Annotated in this window: 13 protein-coding genes; 10 read left to right on the forward strand and 3 right to left on the reverse strand. The window is 62.8% G+C overall.

The window, feature by feature from the left end; translation table 11 throughout:
- Nucleotides 1-6 precede the first annotated feature (6 nt).
- Nucleotides 7-846 (forward strand): alkaline phosphatase family protein, encoded by an 840-nt coding sequence (locus NKH43_RS22185; RefSeq protein WP_352859894.1) that lies wholly within the window; start codon nt 7-9, stop codon nt 844-846.
- 81 nt (nt 847-927) lie between these two features.
- Here the strand turns inward: NKH43_RS22185 and NKH43_RS22190 are convergent, their stop codons facing one another.
- Nucleotides 928-1,932 (reverse strand): zinc-dependent alcohol dehydrogenase family protein, encoded by a 1,005-nt coding sequence (locus NKH43_RS22190; protein ID WP_502906504.1) that lies wholly within the window; start codon nt 1,930-1,932, stop codon nt 928-930.
- Between the two features lie 477 nt (nt 1,933-2,409).
- Here NKH43_RS22190 and NKH43_RS22195 point away from each other — a divergent pair, with 477 nt between their 5' ends.
- From NKH43_RS22195 to NKH43_RS22210, 4 genes are all read left to right on the forward strand, one after another.
- Nucleotides 2,410-2,973: a sigma-70 family RNA polymerase sigma factor gene (locus NKH43_RS22195; RefSeq protein WP_352789387.1), complete on the forward strand. Its 564-nt coding sequence runs from the start codon at nt 2,410-2,412 to the stop codon at nt 2,971-2,973.
- On the forward strand, nt 2,970-3,638 hold the full coding sequence (locus NKH43_RS22200; protein WP_352859898.1) for an anti-sigma factor: 669 nt from the start codon (nt 2,970-2,972) through the stop codon (nt 3,636-3,638). Before NKH43_RS22195 ends, NKH43_RS22200 begins: the two co-directional genes overlap by 4 nt.
- Complete coding sequence (locus tag NKH43_RS22205) at nt 3,628-5,085, forward strand: S8 family serine peptidase (RefSeq protein WP_352859899.1); 1,458 nt, start codon at nt 3,628-3,630, stop codon at nt 5,083-5,085. The genes NKH43_RS22200 and NKH43_RS22205 overlap by 11 nt, the downstream gene beginning before the upstream one ends.
- A 184-nt stretch (nt 5,086-5,269) precedes the next feature.
- A complete protein-coding gene (locus NKH43_RS22210) occupies nt 5,270-5,707 on the forward strand; it encodes a YybH family protein (protein WP_352847751.1) in 438 nt (145 codons plus the stop codon).
- 302 nt (nt 5,708-6,009) lie between these two features.
- Here the strand turns inward: NKH43_RS22210 and NKH43_RS22215 are convergent, their stop codons facing one another.
- The gene (locus tag NKH43_RS22215) at nt 6,010-6,504 is read right to left on the reverse strand and encodes a DUF8737 domain-containing protein (RefSeq protein WP_352859900.1); all 495 of its coding nucleotides are present in this window, start codon (nt 6,502-6,504) and stop codon (nt 6,010-6,012) included.
- Nucleotides 6,505-6,585: 81 nt separating this feature from the next.
- On the opposite strand from NKH43_RS22215, the gene NKH43_RS22220 reads away from it, so the two are divergent.
- Nucleotides 6,586-7,494, forward strand: coding sequence for a LysR family transcriptional regulator (locus NKH43_RS22220; protein WP_352859901.1), 909 nt, complete (start codon nt 6,586-6,588; stop codon nt 7,492-7,494).
- Between the two features lie 72 nt (nt 7,495-7,566).
- Here the strand turns inward: NKH43_RS22220 and NKH43_RS22225 are convergent, their stop codons facing one another.
- Nucleotides 7,567-8,589: a substrate-binding domain-containing protein gene (locus NKH43_RS22225; RefSeq protein ID WP_352495219.1), complete on the reverse strand. Its 1,023-nt coding sequence runs from the start codon at nt 8,587-8,589 to the stop codon at nt 7,567-7,569.
- Between the two features lie 363 nt (nt 8,590-8,952).
- Between NKH43_RS22225 and NKH43_RS22230 the strand changes: the two genes are divergently transcribed.
- The 4 genes from NKH43_RS22230 to bglA all read left to right on the forward strand — a co-directional run bounded on the left by NKH43_RS22230 (nt 8,953) and on the right by bglA (nt 14,374).
- Nucleotides 8,953-10,308 (forward strand): ABC transporter substrate-binding protein, encoded by a 1,356-nt coding sequence (locus NKH43_RS22230; RefSeq protein ID WP_352484360.1) that lies wholly within the window; start codon nt 8,953-8,955, stop codon nt 10,306-10,308.
- 227 nt (nt 10,309-10,535) lie between these two features.
- A complete protein-coding gene (locus tag NKH43_RS22235; protein ID WP_352640567.1) occupies nt 10,536-11,549 on the forward strand; it encodes a carbohydrate ABC transporter permease in 1,014 nt (337 codons plus the stop codon).
- A 1-nt stretch (nt 11,550) separates the two neighbouring features.
- The gene (locus NKH43_RS22240; protein ID WP_023718340.1) at nt 11,551-12,705 is read left to right on the forward strand and encodes a carbohydrate ABC transporter permease; all 1,155 of its coding nucleotides are present in this window, start codon (nt 11,551-11,553) and stop codon (nt 12,703-12,705) included.
- A gap of 4 nt (nt 12,706-12,709) precedes the next feature.
- Complete coding sequence (gene bglA / locus NKH43_RS22245) at nt 12,710-14,374, forward strand: beta-galactosidase BglA (RefSeq protein WP_352859902.1); 1,665 nt, start codon at nt 12,710-12,712, stop codon at nt 14,372-14,374.
- The last annotated feature ends 5 nt before the right edge of the window (nt 14,375-14,379 follow it).

Raw genomic sequence — 14,379 nt, forward strand, 5'->3', positions numbered from 1 at the left:
ACTCCCGTGGCGCTCAAGACAAAACTTTTGGTCATCATCCTCGACGGCGTGCCTTACCGGAACTGGCGGCGGCTGATGGGTAATCTCGAAGGCTGGGTGCAATCAGGCGAAGCCCGCGTATGGAAAATGCGCTCCGTCCTGCCGTCGACCTCGGCATCCTGCTACGCCTCGATCCACACCGGCGTGCCGCCCCAAGTGCACGGTATCCTGTCGAACGAGAACCGGTTTCGCGTCGAACAGCCTGATATTTTTTCCGAAGTCAGCAGGGCCGGCGGCAAGACGGGTGCGGTCACCCATTCCTACTGGTCCGAATTCTTCCGGGCCTATCCGTTCGACCTGGTCGAGGACATGGAGTTCGACGAGCCGGGCGGGCCGATCGGCCACGGCCGGTTCCACACCATGACCGGCTATAATGCCAGGAACCAGATGACGCCGAGCGACGTCGACCTGTTCGCTACCTTGACCATGCTGACCAGGCGCTACGGCATCGACTACGGCATCCTGCACAGCTGCACGCTGGACTCGATGGGCCACCGCTTCGGCCATGACTGCCATGAGATGGATCATGCCGTCTATGCAATGGACGCCATGCTCGCCGGCTTCCTGCCGCGCTGGCGGGAGACCGGCTACGAGGTGATCGTCACCGCCGATCATGGCCAGACCGATCGCGGCCATCATGGCGGCCACGACGAGGAGATGCAGGATTTCGCACTTTACTACTTCGGATCCGGCGAGGGTCCGGAAGCCAAGACGCTGCTCGATCAGCTGCAGCTCGCGCCAACGGTGCTTGCGCGCCTCGGCGTGCCGGTGCCGGCGACGATGAAGGCAAAGCCATTTCTCGACTGATTGGTGCCTGGCCTGCTTTGCTTGCGGAGAACATAAAGCCGGTCGAAATGCGCGACGCCAAATGGAGGCCAGATACAGGAGTCAAAGTTCGAGACAGACCTTGCCAAAATGCTTTTGGGACTCGTAGTGCTTGAAGGCATTGGCGATCTCCTGCAGGGGAAAACCGCGGTCGATCGCAGGCTTCAAACGGTTGGCCTCTATGGCACGGATCATGTCGTTCTGGTCTGCCCTGCTGCCAATCGAGATTCCGCTGATCCTGATCTGATTGGAAAACAGGGCCGGGATCGAAACTTGCCCGGCAAAACCAGTCAAGACACCGATCAGTGCGATGTGGCCGCCCATCCTGCAAGCTGTTATCGACTGCGCCAATGTGCCGGGCCCGCCAACCTCGATCACATGATCGACGCCGCGTCCGTCCGTCAATACCCTTGCCTTCTGGCCCCAATCCGGCACCGCCTTGTAATTGACGACAATGTCGGCTCCAAATCGCTTTAACTTTTCCAGCTTCTCCTCCGATGAGGAGGTGGCAATAACCCGAGCGCCTGCAATTTTTGCGAATTGCAGCGCGAACAGCGATACACTTCCCGTGCCAAGGACCAGCACCGTATCACCAGGCTTCACCTGGCCGCACACCATCAGGGCTTTCCAGGCGGTGACGCCGGCACAAGTAAGCGTTGCCGCCTCCACATGCGTGAAGTCTGCCGGTGCCCTAGTGAAGGCATGCCAGGGCATGCACACATACTCGCGGGCATAGCCGTCAACATCATCTCCCAATTCGCCCTTCTTATTGGCTGGCGTCGGTTCGCCTGCCAGCCAATGGGGCCAATAGGTGCTGACGACGGCATCTCCGACCTTGAATTCTTGGACATCGTCTGAGACCGCAACCACCTCTCCGGCGCCATCGGACAGCGGGATACGGCCATCGGCGCACGGTTTCTTTCCCAGCGCCACCATACTGTCGTGGAAATTCAACGAACACGCTCGTATCCTGACAAGCAACTCACCCGGCCCTGGTTCTGGGCAATCTTCCTTGACCAGCTTGAGATTTTCCAAGCCTCCCGGCGCTTTCAGCCTAATCAATCTCATGGAAAGCTCCTTCCGACCGCGCAAGGCTTCATGCGCCCCACCACTCGCGTGGACACTTGACCGCGTCGAACACCGCCATGGGCGACTGATCCACGAGAATCGCGGCCGCAAAGCTGTTGTTGGTCATGACATTTCGTTTCTTCAGGCTGGATTGCCATTTGCGATCGGGACCTTAGTCGCCCGGCAGCGGACTGTTGAGTTACAAAACTGTCGGGAATCCCTGCACGGCGATGGCGTCCAATTACGCCTCGCCCGAGGCTGAACGACTGCACCTTACCCGATGGTTATGAGCCGCCTTGTGGCCGCCGTCATTGCGAGCCTGACGGCCGAGACAGTATCGCTAAAAAGGGGGAGAACGGTACACTCTGGCAACCTCTCCGCTCTTCGGCTAGCCTCCGCAAATATCCGGCGGAGGCGGTGAACCTTTTTGGGCCGATCAGCGACAGAGCAGGCAGGAGCCAGGCGGCTCGACCGGCGATGACGGCCGCGGAGACCGATCGCGCGCTCGTCGAGCGGGTCGCGAAGGGCGACCGTGCCGCCGTGCGGCTCCTGTTCATGCGCCACCACGCGCGAGTCTACCGCTTCGTGGCACGCCAGACGGGATCGGAACTGATGGCCGACGATATCGCGAACGAGGTGTTCCTCGAACTCTGGCGGCAGGCGCCGGCCTTCGAGGGGCACTCGGAGGTCTCGACATGGCTGCTCGGCATTGCCCGCTTCAAGGCGCTGTCCCTGCTGCGCAAGAAGAAGGAAGACTGGATCGACGACGATGACGCGGCCCAGGTCGCCGACGGTGCCGACACGCCGGAAGTCGTGACGATGAAGGAAGACAAGGCCGCTGCCTTGCGACGCTTCATCGATGCCATGCCGGAAGAGCATCGCACGGTGATCGACCTTGCCTATTATCACGGGCAATCGGTGAGCGAGATCGGCGAGGTGCTCGGTATTCCGGTCGCCACGGTCAAGACCAGGATGTTCTACGCCCGCAAGAAACTCGGCGAAGCTCTCAAGGCCGCCGGTTACGACAGGGGGTGGCCATGAGCGCCGCTGAAAAAATGTCACGCCGCGACGAAATGGAAATGCTGCTGCCGTTTTATCTGAACGGCTCGCTGGAAGGCGCCGAGCTGGAAGCCATCGAGGAATGGCTGGAGAGCGATCCGGCGGCGATGGCCGCGCTTGGCGAGGCCGAGGCCGAATTCTCCGGCACTGCTGCCGCAAACGAGGCAATCCGCCCGCCGGCCGATGCGCTCAGCCGCTTTGCCAAGGCGCTCGACGCCGAGGCCGGCCCGGCCCGCGCGCCGGCGGCGTCGCCCTGGTTGGCGCAGGCCTGGAGCCGCTTCATGGCGGTGCCGGCCGGCGTCGCCTGGGCGGCGGCCGCGGTGCTGCTGGCCCTGGTCGTCGCGCAATCCTTTGTGCAGACCGGCAACAGAGGTGGCGACTTCGAGATTGCCGGATCGGCAGACGATCTGGCCAAAATGCCGTTTGCACTTGTGAAGTTCAAACCGGATGCGAAGCTGTCCGATATCGTCGCTTTTCTCGACCAGAACCAGTTGAAGATCGCCGGCGGGCCGACCGCCGACGGTGTCTTCCGCCTCGGCGTTCCGGCCAAGACCGCCGCCGACTATCAGAAGCTGCTTGGCCTTATTGCCGCCCAGCCTTTCACCGAAGCTGCCCTGGAGGGAAGGAAACCGGCTGATGGCGGCTAAGGCGGTCATTCGATTGACGGCGGCGATGACAATCTTCGCCACGTCCGCGATGGCGCAGACCAACGACCCGAACCTCACCCAGGCGGAGATCGACTGCCTGAACCGGGCAAGTGCCGCCGGCACCGACTGCGCCAAGGACGGCGACGACGGGAAGGATAGCGGCGGCAAAACGCCGGCTAAGGCTTCAACGGTGAGTGCCGTGTTTCTTCCCGCGCTGATCGTCGACTTGTTCCCCAATCCTGCCGTAGTCACCGAGGCGCCGATACCTCCCGGCAATACTGCGGCCCCGCCGACCGCTCCGCCTTCGGGCCTGCCGGCAATACCGGCGGCCGCGCCGGGCGGTCCGGTCGTAGCACCCACCGATCTTGTCGCAACCGAGCCGCCGCGCGCCGTGATCGGCGATTTCGTGCCCGACGAGGTGCTGGTCACGGTCAATGGCGATGCCGGCGCGGTCCAGCAGATCGCCGCCTCGTTCGGCCTCGAAATACGCTCGCAGCGGCAGTCGCGGCTGCTCGGCAACACGCTGGTGCGCTTCGGCATTCCCGATGGCCGCCCAGTCGGCGTCGTGCTGGCGCAGCTTGCCGCCGACGGCCGCACTTTGCGGCGTGAGGCCAACCACGTCTATTCGCTGCAGCAGGCGGCCAGCATCGTCAATTACGCGTTCGAGCGCATCGCGCTCGACGCCAAGGAAGCCAGCGGCGAGAATGTCCGCGTCGGCGTCATCGACACCGGCATCGACGACAGCAATCCCGCGCTCTCCGGTGTCATCGCCGAGCAGTTCGATGCCATGCCCGACGTGCCGATCAAGGCACGCGACCACGGTACTTCGGTCGATGGACTGATCGCCGGCACCGGCGCGTTCAAAGGCATGGCGCCGGGCGCCAGGATCTATCACGCCCGCGCCTTCGAGGGCGGCAAGTCGACCATGGACGTCATCCTTTCGGCGCTCGACTGGGCGGCGGAGCAGGATGTCCGTATCATCAATATGAGCTTCGTCGGCCCGAAGAACGACCTGCTCGGCATCGCCTGCCGCAATGCGCGCGCGCTCGGCATCGTGCTGGTCGCCGCCGCCGGCAATAACGGGCCGAAGGCGCCCTATGGTTATCCGGCCGCCTTCGACGGCGTGATCGCGGTGACGGCCACCGATGCCAAGGACGGGCTGATGCCGCAGGCCAATCGCGGCGCCTACGTCTTCATCTCCGCTCCCGGCGTCGAGATGGTGGCGCCAAGCGGCGCCGGCTCGGATGTGGTGACCGGGACGTCCTTTGCAGCGGCGATCGTGACCGGCGCGGTCGCCAACCTGTTGCATGCCGCGCCCGACCGTTCGGCCGACTGGGTCGAGAAAGCACTGGCCGCCACGGCAAAGGATCTCGGCCCCAAGGGGCGGGACAATGATTTCGGCTTTGGGCTGCTGGACACCAAGGCGGCCGAGGCGGCCAAGGACTAAGTCTCGTGTTTGAACCGAGCCGTCTCATAACGCTGTCGCGAAACTTGTCTCACGCCGTGCTATAATGACTAAGCCAACCTGCACTACGCCGCCGTAGGGAAAATGCTTCACCGCTGCGGGCGCACAGAATGTAGACCTGTGGTCGCCAGTCCGGATCAGAAATAAAAACGACAGGGAGGATGACGTGTCCCTCGACGCCAGTGGCTTCGATCAAGCAGTTGAAGAATACCACCTGGCTCTGGATGAGTTCATGAAAGGAAACCCCGCGCCAGCGAAGAAGCTCTTTTCCCAACGAGACGATGTAACACTGGGCAATCCCTTTGGCCCTTTCGCTCATGGATGGAAGCAGGTCGTTGAGACGATGGAGCAGGCGGCATCGAACTACAGGGACGGCGACGCTAGCGGCTTCGAGAACATAGCGAAGTGTGTGACGTCTGAGCTGGCATACATCGTCGAAGTGGAGCGGCTCAGGTCCAAGGTTGGCGGTCGGAGCGATGTCACGCCTCTTGCGTTACGCGCGACGAGCGTCTTTCGCCCAGAAGATGGTCTGTGGAAGATTGTGCATCGTCATGCCGATCCGATAACGACGGCTCAGCCGGCCGATTCGGTACTCCGCCGATAGCGGTTGTGGTATTGGGGAAGCGATCGATCTCCTTTGCTGCTGCAGCGCGGCTATTCTTCAGTCCGTTTTCTGCTAAGGGTTGGCCAGCGTCATCGGGCTCGCAGGGTCGGACGGCCGCTCTGGGTCGAACTCGGTCGCCGGGAGTGATCGAGTTTTGACCTTTACATCGGCGCGCCGGCCCTGGATGCCCTGACCACTGGTCGAACGGCCAGACCTCGCCGCGCGCGGCCTGCTCCGGCCGGAGATTCGCGACGCCAGCCGTTCGGCAATGCGCGCCGGCCAGGCGGATCGACTACGATGGCTTAAGTCGCGTTTTGCCGAGGACGCGCCAGAAAATAGAATGCGGCGATGTGCGTTATCATCAGCAGCGGTACGTAGCTGATCGGGATCGCGTAGGTTGCGCCCAGTTCCCCCGCGCGTGCAGGAAGGCCGATCTGAATGGCGTGGTAATAGTCGACGATGAGGTCGACCGTCCCTACGACGTTGAAGGCGACGACCAACGGCCAGAAGAGCGGGCGTATCCTCACTGTGAGCAGCGCCAGCATGGCCAGCACGCCAGTCGCGAAATCGCCGTAGGCGGCAAACACGGCGAAATCGGCGGGCAGATTGGGGCTTACGACGCCCGGAACGATGAAGACGAGCCCGAAGAAGCGGAAGCTGTGCAGCGTAGCGATAGCACGTTGCGCTGCGACCCGGTCCATCGACCTGAGCCACGGCAAACCGTATGCGCCGAAGCAAAGCAGCCACGCGACATAGCCGAGAACAAGATGGGTTTGGAACACTATTTCCGTGGACATTTGGCCTTCTCTCAACAGTTGATTCACGCGGCTTTAAGCCCGCTACCGCAATTCGACTATCCGGTGTAATCACAACAACCTATGAAGCAGAACTACACAGCCCGACATGGTGCGCTGGAGGGCGTCGAGGCGTTCCTGGCCGTCGCCAGGCGCCGCAACTTCCGCCGTGCTGCCGCCGATCTCGGCGTGACGCCGTCCGCTGTGAGCCAAGCGGTGCGCGCGCTGGAAGCTCGCCTGGGTACGGCGCTGTTCGTCCGCACGACGCGGAGCGTCGGTTTAACCGAGCCTGGCCAGCGGTTCCTCGACCGTGCCGGCCCTGCATTCGAAGAGCTCGTCGCGGCCGGCGAGGCTGCCCGCGATATCGGCCAACGGCCGACCGGTCTGCTGCGTCTGTCTGTGCCCCGCGCCATCGTGCCATTGATGTTGGAGCCGGTGCTCGCGTCGTTCTGCCAAGCCTATCCTGAGATCGAACTGGAGATCGCCGTGAGCGACCAGATGGTTGATCTGGCGACCGGCGGGTTCGATGCCGGCATCCGCCTCGGCCAGCTCATCGCCGCCGACATGGTCGCGGTGCGGCTGACTCCGCCGTTCTCGTTCGTGGTCGTCGGCAGCCCTGATTATCTCGAGCGCCACGGCCGTCCCGAGCGTGTCGAGGACTTGCGCCACCACGCCTGCTTACGCTTGCGCCGCTCGAATGGCGCGATCGCGCCCTGGTCCTTCGTCGACGGCAATGGCGCGATCGAAGCGATCGTCTCAGGCCCGCTGATCGCGCACGACTATTCGACATTGGTCGGGGCTGCGACGCGGGGCGTTGGGCTGGCGCAGACACCACGACCACTCGCCGAAGGTCTGATAGAAGAAGGAAAACTCAAGTCGGTGCTGGACAGCATCGCCACGACGACGCCGGGTGTCTTCCTCTATCATCCAGGCAAGCGCCAAGTCCTGCCGAAGCTGCGCGCCTTCATCGATCACCTCAAATCTGCGGCCTGACACCAGGACGCACTCGCTGGTGCTGGCCAACAGCCGCCAAGAGTCGACCTCGGCCGTTCAGAGTGATTGCCTCTAGGCCGGTGCGCCGGCGACCGATCCCCTGACCACCAGGTCGACCGGCCAGACCTCGCCGCGAGCCCCCTCCTCCAGGCCGGAAATCCGCGCCGCCAGCCGTTCGGCGATGCGCGCGCCGGCCAGGCGGATCGACGAACGCGTCGTCGACAGCGGCACCGAAAAATTCTCCGGCTTCAGCCAGGGAAAGACGTCGTCATGGGCGATCAGCGACAGGTCGCCCGGAATGGTCAGGCCGAGATCGCGCACCGCGCGCACCACGCCGAGCGCCATGATCAGGCTGGAGCAGGCGATCGCCGTCGGCGCGTCGCTTTGTTCCAGCAAGCGCCGGGCAGCGCGGTAGCCATTCTCCTCGGTCATGGTGAGGGAACAGACATGCTGATCACCAAGCACCAGGCCGCTTGCCGCTAGCGCGCGCCGAACGCCGCGCTCGCGGTGGATGGCGAAGGTCTCGCGATCGTCGCCATTGATCAGCGCCAGACGCCTGTGACCGAGCTGGACGAGAAGCCGCGCCGCCTCGTGGAAGGCGCCCTCATTGTCGATGTCGGTGAAGGGATAGTCGAAATCGAAGCCTTCGCTGCGGCCATGGACGATGAAAGGAATGCCGAGCGTATTGACCAGCGCCACCCGGCGGTCGGCCGGCCTCGGCGACGAGATATAGACCGCGTCGACCTGCCGGTTGGCGACAATACGGCGGTAGGTCGTCTCCTGGTCGTCGGCATCGGCCGGTGACAGCACCAGGTCGAGCTCGTGCGAACGCGCATAGTCGCCGAGGCCGGACAGGAACTCGACGAAATGCGGGTCGATGTCGACGGTCGTCCCCGTCGGCAGCACATAGCCGATCATGCCGGTCTTGCCGGTCGCCAGCCGGCGCGCGCTCGGATTGGGGCGATAGCCGTGACGCTTGGCGGCATCGACCACCCGCCGGCGCGTTTCCTCGTTGACTTCCGGGTAGCCGTTCAATGCGCGGCTGACCGTGGTCTGCGAAAGCGCCAGCATGTGGGAGAGCTGCTTGAGGTTCACCGGAGGCCTCCACAACCTCAAAGCGCTTTTAATCTGAATCGAGCTGGCCGCTACGAACCGCCTTGCCGAGCGCAATGACCATACGCACGGTTCGGACCGGTTTGAAGCCGAATTTGCTGCTGCACCGCCAGAAAACTGTGCTGCAGCGCACTTTCGCTGGCACTCGGCCGCAGAAATTAAATCGATTAGCGTGGCTTTCTCTTGACTCCGGATCAATTCAGTGGCGTGATCAAAAGCACCAAAGCGCTTTGGAAGACTCTACGAAAGGTTGCAGTTCCTTTCCGACTGAGTCACAGTCCTGCAGCGCCGGCGGACGGAATGGAGGTTTCGTTCGGTGTTTGTCACCACTGGGAGGGAATACCGATGAAGAAAATGCTTCTGCTGGGCGCTGCGTTTGCCACGCTCGCCCTGGCCATGCCGGCGCAAGCCGAACTGAAGTTCAAGCCGGGCGAAGATCCCCGTTTCAACTGGGCCAATTACGAAGAGCTCAAGAAGGTCGACCTCAAAGGCGAGACGCTGACGATCTTCGGACCGTGGCGCGGCGAGGACGAAGGGCTTGTCCGCACCGTTCTCGATTATTTCTCCGAAGCCACCGGCGCCGAGATCAAGTACTCCTCGTCGGAGAATTACGAGCAGCAGATCGTCATCGACACGCAGGCCGGCAGCCCGCCCAACATCGCCGTGCTGCCGCAGCCGGGTCTTATCCAGGATCTGGCATCGAAGGGGCTTTTGACGCCGCTCGGCGACGACACCGCCAACTGGGTCAAGGACAATTACGGCGCCGGCCAATCCTGGGTCGACCTCGGCACCTTCAAGGACAAGGACGGCAAGCCCGGTTTCTTCGCGTTCCCCTACAAGGCCGACGTGAAATCGCTAGTCTGGTACTCGCCGGATAATTTCGAGGAAGCCGGCTACAAGGTGCCGAAGACGCAGGAAGAGCTTGCCGAGCTCGAAAAGAAGATCATCGCCGACGGCGGCACGCCATGGTGCATCGGGCTTGGTTCGGGCGGCGCCACCGGCTGGCCTGCGACCGACTGGGTCGAAGACATCATGCTGCGCACCCAGACGCCCGAGACCTACGACAAATGGGTGAAGAACGAAATTCCGTTCAACGATCCGGCCGTGGTCAACGCCATCGACATTTTCGGCAAGATCGCGACCGACGACAAAATGGTCGAGGGCGGTGCAAAGGCGGTTGCGGCGACCGATTTCCGCGACAGCCCGAAGGGCCTCTTCTCGGTGCCGCCAAAATGCTATCTGCACCACCAGGCATCATTCATCCCGACCTTCTTCCCGCAAGGCACCAAGATCGGCGAGGATGCCGACTTCTTCTATTACCCGCCCTACGCCTCCAAGCCCGATCTCGGCACTCCGGTGCTGGGCGCCGGCACGCTCGCCATGATCACCAAGGATAGCAAGAGTGCCCGCGCGTTCATCGAATTCCTGAAGCTGCCGCTCGCTCATGAGATCTGGATGGCGCAGGGTGGCTTCGTGACGCCGTTCAAGTCGGTCAACAAGGACGCCTATGCCAGCGACGCGCTGAAGAAGCAGGGCGAAATCCTGGCCAACGCCTCGACCTTCCGCTTCGATGGGTCCGACCTGATGCCGGGCAAGATCGGCGCCGGCGCCTTCTGGACCGGCATGATCGACCTGGTCGGCGGCAAGTCCGCCCAGGACGTCGCCACCGATATCCAGAAAAGCTGGGACGCGATCAAGTAAGCGGCCGGCTTGCGTTCCCAATGTGATGCGGTCCGGGCCTCAAACGGCCCGGACCTTATCCGGTGCTTGGCGTCGCGTCGATTGTCGTGAGCACAACGCATTCCGGCATGATGCGCGCCCAGTGACCTGCTTTTCGGCTGGTCGCGCTCCAGACAACTGAATCGGCGCATGATCCCGTCGCCAAAGCCATTCTCGACTGGCGGATCCGTGCGCAGGGGGAGGGACCCATGGCGGCTCAGATTTTTTCGGCGATATTCGTCATCATCATCGGCGTGGGCGGCTGCGTCGCCTATTTCTGGGGCGCCAACAAGGCACTCGATACGATCTTTCCGGCACGCGGCGTTTCCGGCAAGGCGGCGATTAACAATCTGCGGCGGCAGGGGGTGATCCGGCCGTGGCTGTTCGTCGGGCCGGCGATGATCATCCTCACCATCTACCTGATCTACCCGGTGGTGGAGACGCTGAGGCTGTCGTTCCTCGATCGCGGCGGCGGCCATTTCGTCGGCTTGGCCAACTATCACTGGGCGTTCGGCGACCGCGAGTTCCGCAACTCGATCCTCAACAACATCATCTGGCTGGCAGTGGTGCCGGCCGCCTGCACCTTCCTCGGGCTGATCATCGCCGTGCTCACCGACAAGATCTGGTGGGGCACCATCGCCAAGAGCCTGATCTTCCTGCCGCTGGCCATCTCCTTCGTCGGCGCCAGCGTCATCTGGAAATTCATCTACGAGTATCGCGGCGACGGCCAGACGCAGATCGGTCTGCTCAACGCCATCATCCAGTATTTCGGCGGCCAGCCGCAGGTCTGGATATCGCTGCCGTTCTGGAACAACTTCTTCCTGATGGTCATCCTGATCTGGATCCAGACCGGCTTTGCCATGGTCATCCTGTCGTCGGCCTTGCGCGGCATTCCGGAAGAGACACTGGAAGCCGCCGTCATCGACGGCGCCAATCCTTTCCAGATCTTCTGGAAGATCATGGTGCCGCAGATCTGGGGCACCATCGCCGTAGTCTGGACCACCATCACCATCCTGGTGCTGAAGGTTTTCGACATCGTGCTGACCATGACCAACGGCCAGTGGAACAGCCAGGTGCTGGCCAATCTGATGTTCGACTGGATGTTCCGCGGCGGCGGCGATTTCGGCCGCGGCGCCACCATCGCCATCATCATCATGATCGCGGTCATTCCGATCATGGTCTGGAACATCCGCCAGGCGAACAAAGAGACGGAGGGACATTGAGATGGCCGTGGCGACCGGAAAGTCCTTTGTCAGCCGTTTCGGCGTCCATATCGCCGTCTTCATCTTCGTTGCGATCTGGACGATCCCGACGCTCGGCATCCTGGTCTCGTCGCTGCGCGACAAGGACCAGATCATCGCTTCGGGCTGGTGGAACTCGTTCACCAGTTCCAGCCAGACGGAAGCCGGACGGCTGCCGCCCGCTTCGGCGCAGGTCGAGAAGGACGGCAAGTTCGTCCTGCAAGGCAATATCTTCGGCGACGGTCCTGCCCGCAACATCAGCGCCTTCGGCGTCAAGTCGGCCGCACCGACGCAATATCCCGCCGGCACGACAGCCGATCTCGGCGACGGCGTGACCCTGCAGCTCAATGCCGACGGCAGTTTCGTCATGACCTCGCCGAAGGCTTTCGAAAGCGAACGCGGCCAGCGCGTCTATTACGCCTCGTCGGCGCCGCCGAAATTCACCACCGACAACTACGACACGGTGCTGTTTTCGGAAGGCATCGGCCGCTCCTTCATGAATTCGCTGACCGTCACCATTCCGGCGACCGTGATCCCGATCCTGATCGCCGCGTTCGCCGCCTACGCTTTGGCGTGGATGCGCTTTCCCGGCCGGGCGCTGCTCATCGCCGTCATCATCGGCCTCCTGGTCGTGCCGCTGCAGATGTCGCTGATCCCGCTGTTGAAGCTCTACAACGGCGTCGGCAGTTTCTTCGGCGTGCCGTCGAAAACCTATCTCGGCATCTGGCTGGCACATACCGGCTTCGGCCTGCCCTTCGCCATCTATCTGTTGAGGAGTTATATTGCCGGCCTGCCACGCGAGATCATGGAATCGGCGCGCATCGACGGCGCCAGCGATTTCGAGATCTTCGTCAAGATCGTGCTGCCATTGTCGTTCCCGGTGCTGGCCTCGTTCGCCATCTTCCAGTTTCTCTGGGTGTGGAACGATCTGCTGGTGGCGATGGTTTTCCTCGGTACCGAGGGCGACCAGATCGTGCTGACCGCCAAGCTCAATGCGTTGCTCGGTTCGCGCGGCGGCGACTGGGAGATCCTGACGACATCGGCCTTCGTCACCATCATCGTGCCGCTGATCGTGTTCTTCTCGCTGCAGCGCTATTTCGTCCGCGGGCTGCTTGCCGGCTCGGTGAAAGGAGGTTGAAATCATGCAATCCGCTTTGAAGGCGACCCCGAAGCCCGATCTCGCGATCGATCGCGACTGGTGGCGAGGTGCCGTGATCTACCAGATCTATCCGCGCAGCTATCAGGATTCGAACAGCGACGGCATCGGCGACCTCAGGGGCATCATCGGCCGGCTGCCCTACATCGCCTCGCTCGGTGCCGACGCCATCTGGATCTCGCCATTTTTCAAATCGCCGATGAAGGATTTCGGCTACGACGTGTCGGATTATTGCGACGTCGATCCGATGTTCGGCACGCTGGCCGACTTCGACGCGCTGACCGCAGAGGCGCACCGGCTTGGCATCAAGGTGATGATCGACGAGGTGCTGTCGCACACCGCAGACATCCATCCATGGTTCAAGGAAAGCCGTTCGAGCCGCAGCAATCCAAAAGCCGACTGGTATGTCTGGGCGGATGCCAAGCCGGACGGCACGCCGCCCAACAACTGGCTGTCGATCTTCGGCGGCTCGGCCTGGCAGTGGGACACCAGCCGCCAGCAATATTATCTGCATAATTTCCTGGCCGAGCAGCCCGACCTCAACTTCCACAGCCGCGTGGTCCAGGACGCGCTGCTCGATGTCACCCGCTTCTGGCTGGAGCGCGGCGTCGATGGCTTTCGCCTCGATACCATCAATTTCTACTTCCACAGCCAAGGCCTGGAAGACAATCCGCCGCTGCCGCCCGAGCAGCGCAACGACCAGACGGCGCCGGCCGTCAACCCCTACAACTACCAGGACCATCTCTACGACAAGAGCCGGCCTGAAAACCTCGGCTTCCTCGAACGCTTCCGCGCCCTGCTCGATGAATATCCGGCGACGGCCGCGGTTGGCGAAGTCGGCGATTCGCAGCGTGGGCTGGAAGTGGTGGCGGCCTATACGGCCGGCGGCAAGCGCGTGCATATGTGCTACTCCTTCGACTTCCTGGCGCCGGAGAAGATCAGCGCGGCAAAGGTGCGCTCGGTGCTGGAAACCTTCGGCAAGGTGGCCAGCGACGGCTGGTCGTGCTGGGCCTTCTCCAACCATGACGTGATGCGCCCTGCCTCGCGCTGGGCAGCCGGCGAGCCCGACCCGACCGCCTACCTCAAGGTCATCTCGGCGCTGCTGATGTCGTTGCGCGGCTCGATCTGCATCTATCAGGGCGAGGAGCTCGGGCTTAGCGAGGCCGAGCTCAGCTTCGAGGATCTGCAGGACCCATACGGCATCCGCTTCTGGCCGGAATTCAAGGGCCGCGATGGCTGCCGCACGCCGATGGTCTGGGACGGCGCTGCCCGCAATGGCGGCTTCTCGACGGCAAAGCCCTGGCTGCCGGTGCCCAGCAAGCATCTTGCGCAAGCGGTCAATGTGCAGCAGGGCGACGACGGCTCGCTGCTCGAGCACTATCGGCGCTTCCTGGCTTTCCGCCGCGCCCATCCGGCGCTGGCCAAGGGCGATATCGAGTTCATCGAAAGCGAGGGCGACACCGTCGCCTTCACGCGCCGCGAAGGCAACGAGCAGATCGTCTGCGCCTTCAATCTCGGAGCAAAGCCGGCCGAGGTCGATCTCGGCGGCCGCTCACTGCAGCCCTTGCCGGGACACGGGTTTTCGGGACAGACTGGCGCCGGCACTATCCGCCTCGGCGGCTACGGCGCCTGGTTCGGGCGTATCGACTGAATTCA

The organism is Mesorhizobium sp. M1163, assembly GCF_040318415.1.
Lineage (GTDB): Bacteria > Pseudomonadota > Alphaproteobacteria > Rhizobiales > Rhizobiaceae > Mesorhizobium.

Excerpts from the sequence above, each read along its gene's own strand:
- NKH43_RS22205 (WP_352859899.1), top strand. The coding sequence starts at position 3,628 with ATGGCGGCTAAGGCGGTCATTCGATTGACGGCGGCGATGACAATCTTC.
- NKH43_RS22190 (WP_502906504.1), bottom strand. The coding sequence starts at position 1,932 with ATGAGATTGATTAGGCTGAAAGCGCCGGGAGGCTTGGAAAATCTCAAG.
- NKH43_RS22215 (WP_352859900.1), bottom strand. The coding sequence starts at position 6,504 with ATGTCCACGGAAATAGTGTTCCAAACCCATCTTGTTCTCGGCTATGTC.
- bglA (WP_352859902.1), top strand. The coding sequence starts at position 12,710 with ATGCAATCCGCTTTGAAGGCGACCCCGAAGCCCGATCTCGCGATCGAT.
- NKH43_RS22240 (WP_023718340.1), top strand. The coding sequence starts at position 11,551 with ATGGCCGTGGCGACCGGAAAGTCCTTTGTCAGCCGTTTCGGCGTCCAT.
- NKH43_RS22220 (WP_352859901.1), top strand. The coding sequence starts at position 6,586 with ATGAAGCAGAACTACACAGCCCGACATGGTGCGCTGGAGGGCGTCGAG.
- NKH43_RS22235 (WP_352640567.1), top strand. The coding sequence starts at position 10,536 with ATGGCGGCTCAGATTTTTTCGGCGATATTCGTCATCATCATCGGCGTG.
- NKH43_RS22230 (WP_352484360.1), top strand. The coding sequence starts at position 8,953 with ATGAAGAAAATGCTTCTGCTGGGCGCTGCGTTTGCCACGCTCGCCCTG.
- NKH43_RS22200 (WP_352859898.1), top strand. The coding sequence starts at position 2,970 with ATGAGCGCCGCTGAAAAAATGTCACGCCGCGACGAAATGGAAATGCTG.
- NKH43_RS22195 (WP_352789387.1), top strand. The coding sequence starts at position 2,410 with ATGACGGCCGCGGAGACCGATCGCGCGCTCGTCGAGCGGGTCGCGAAG.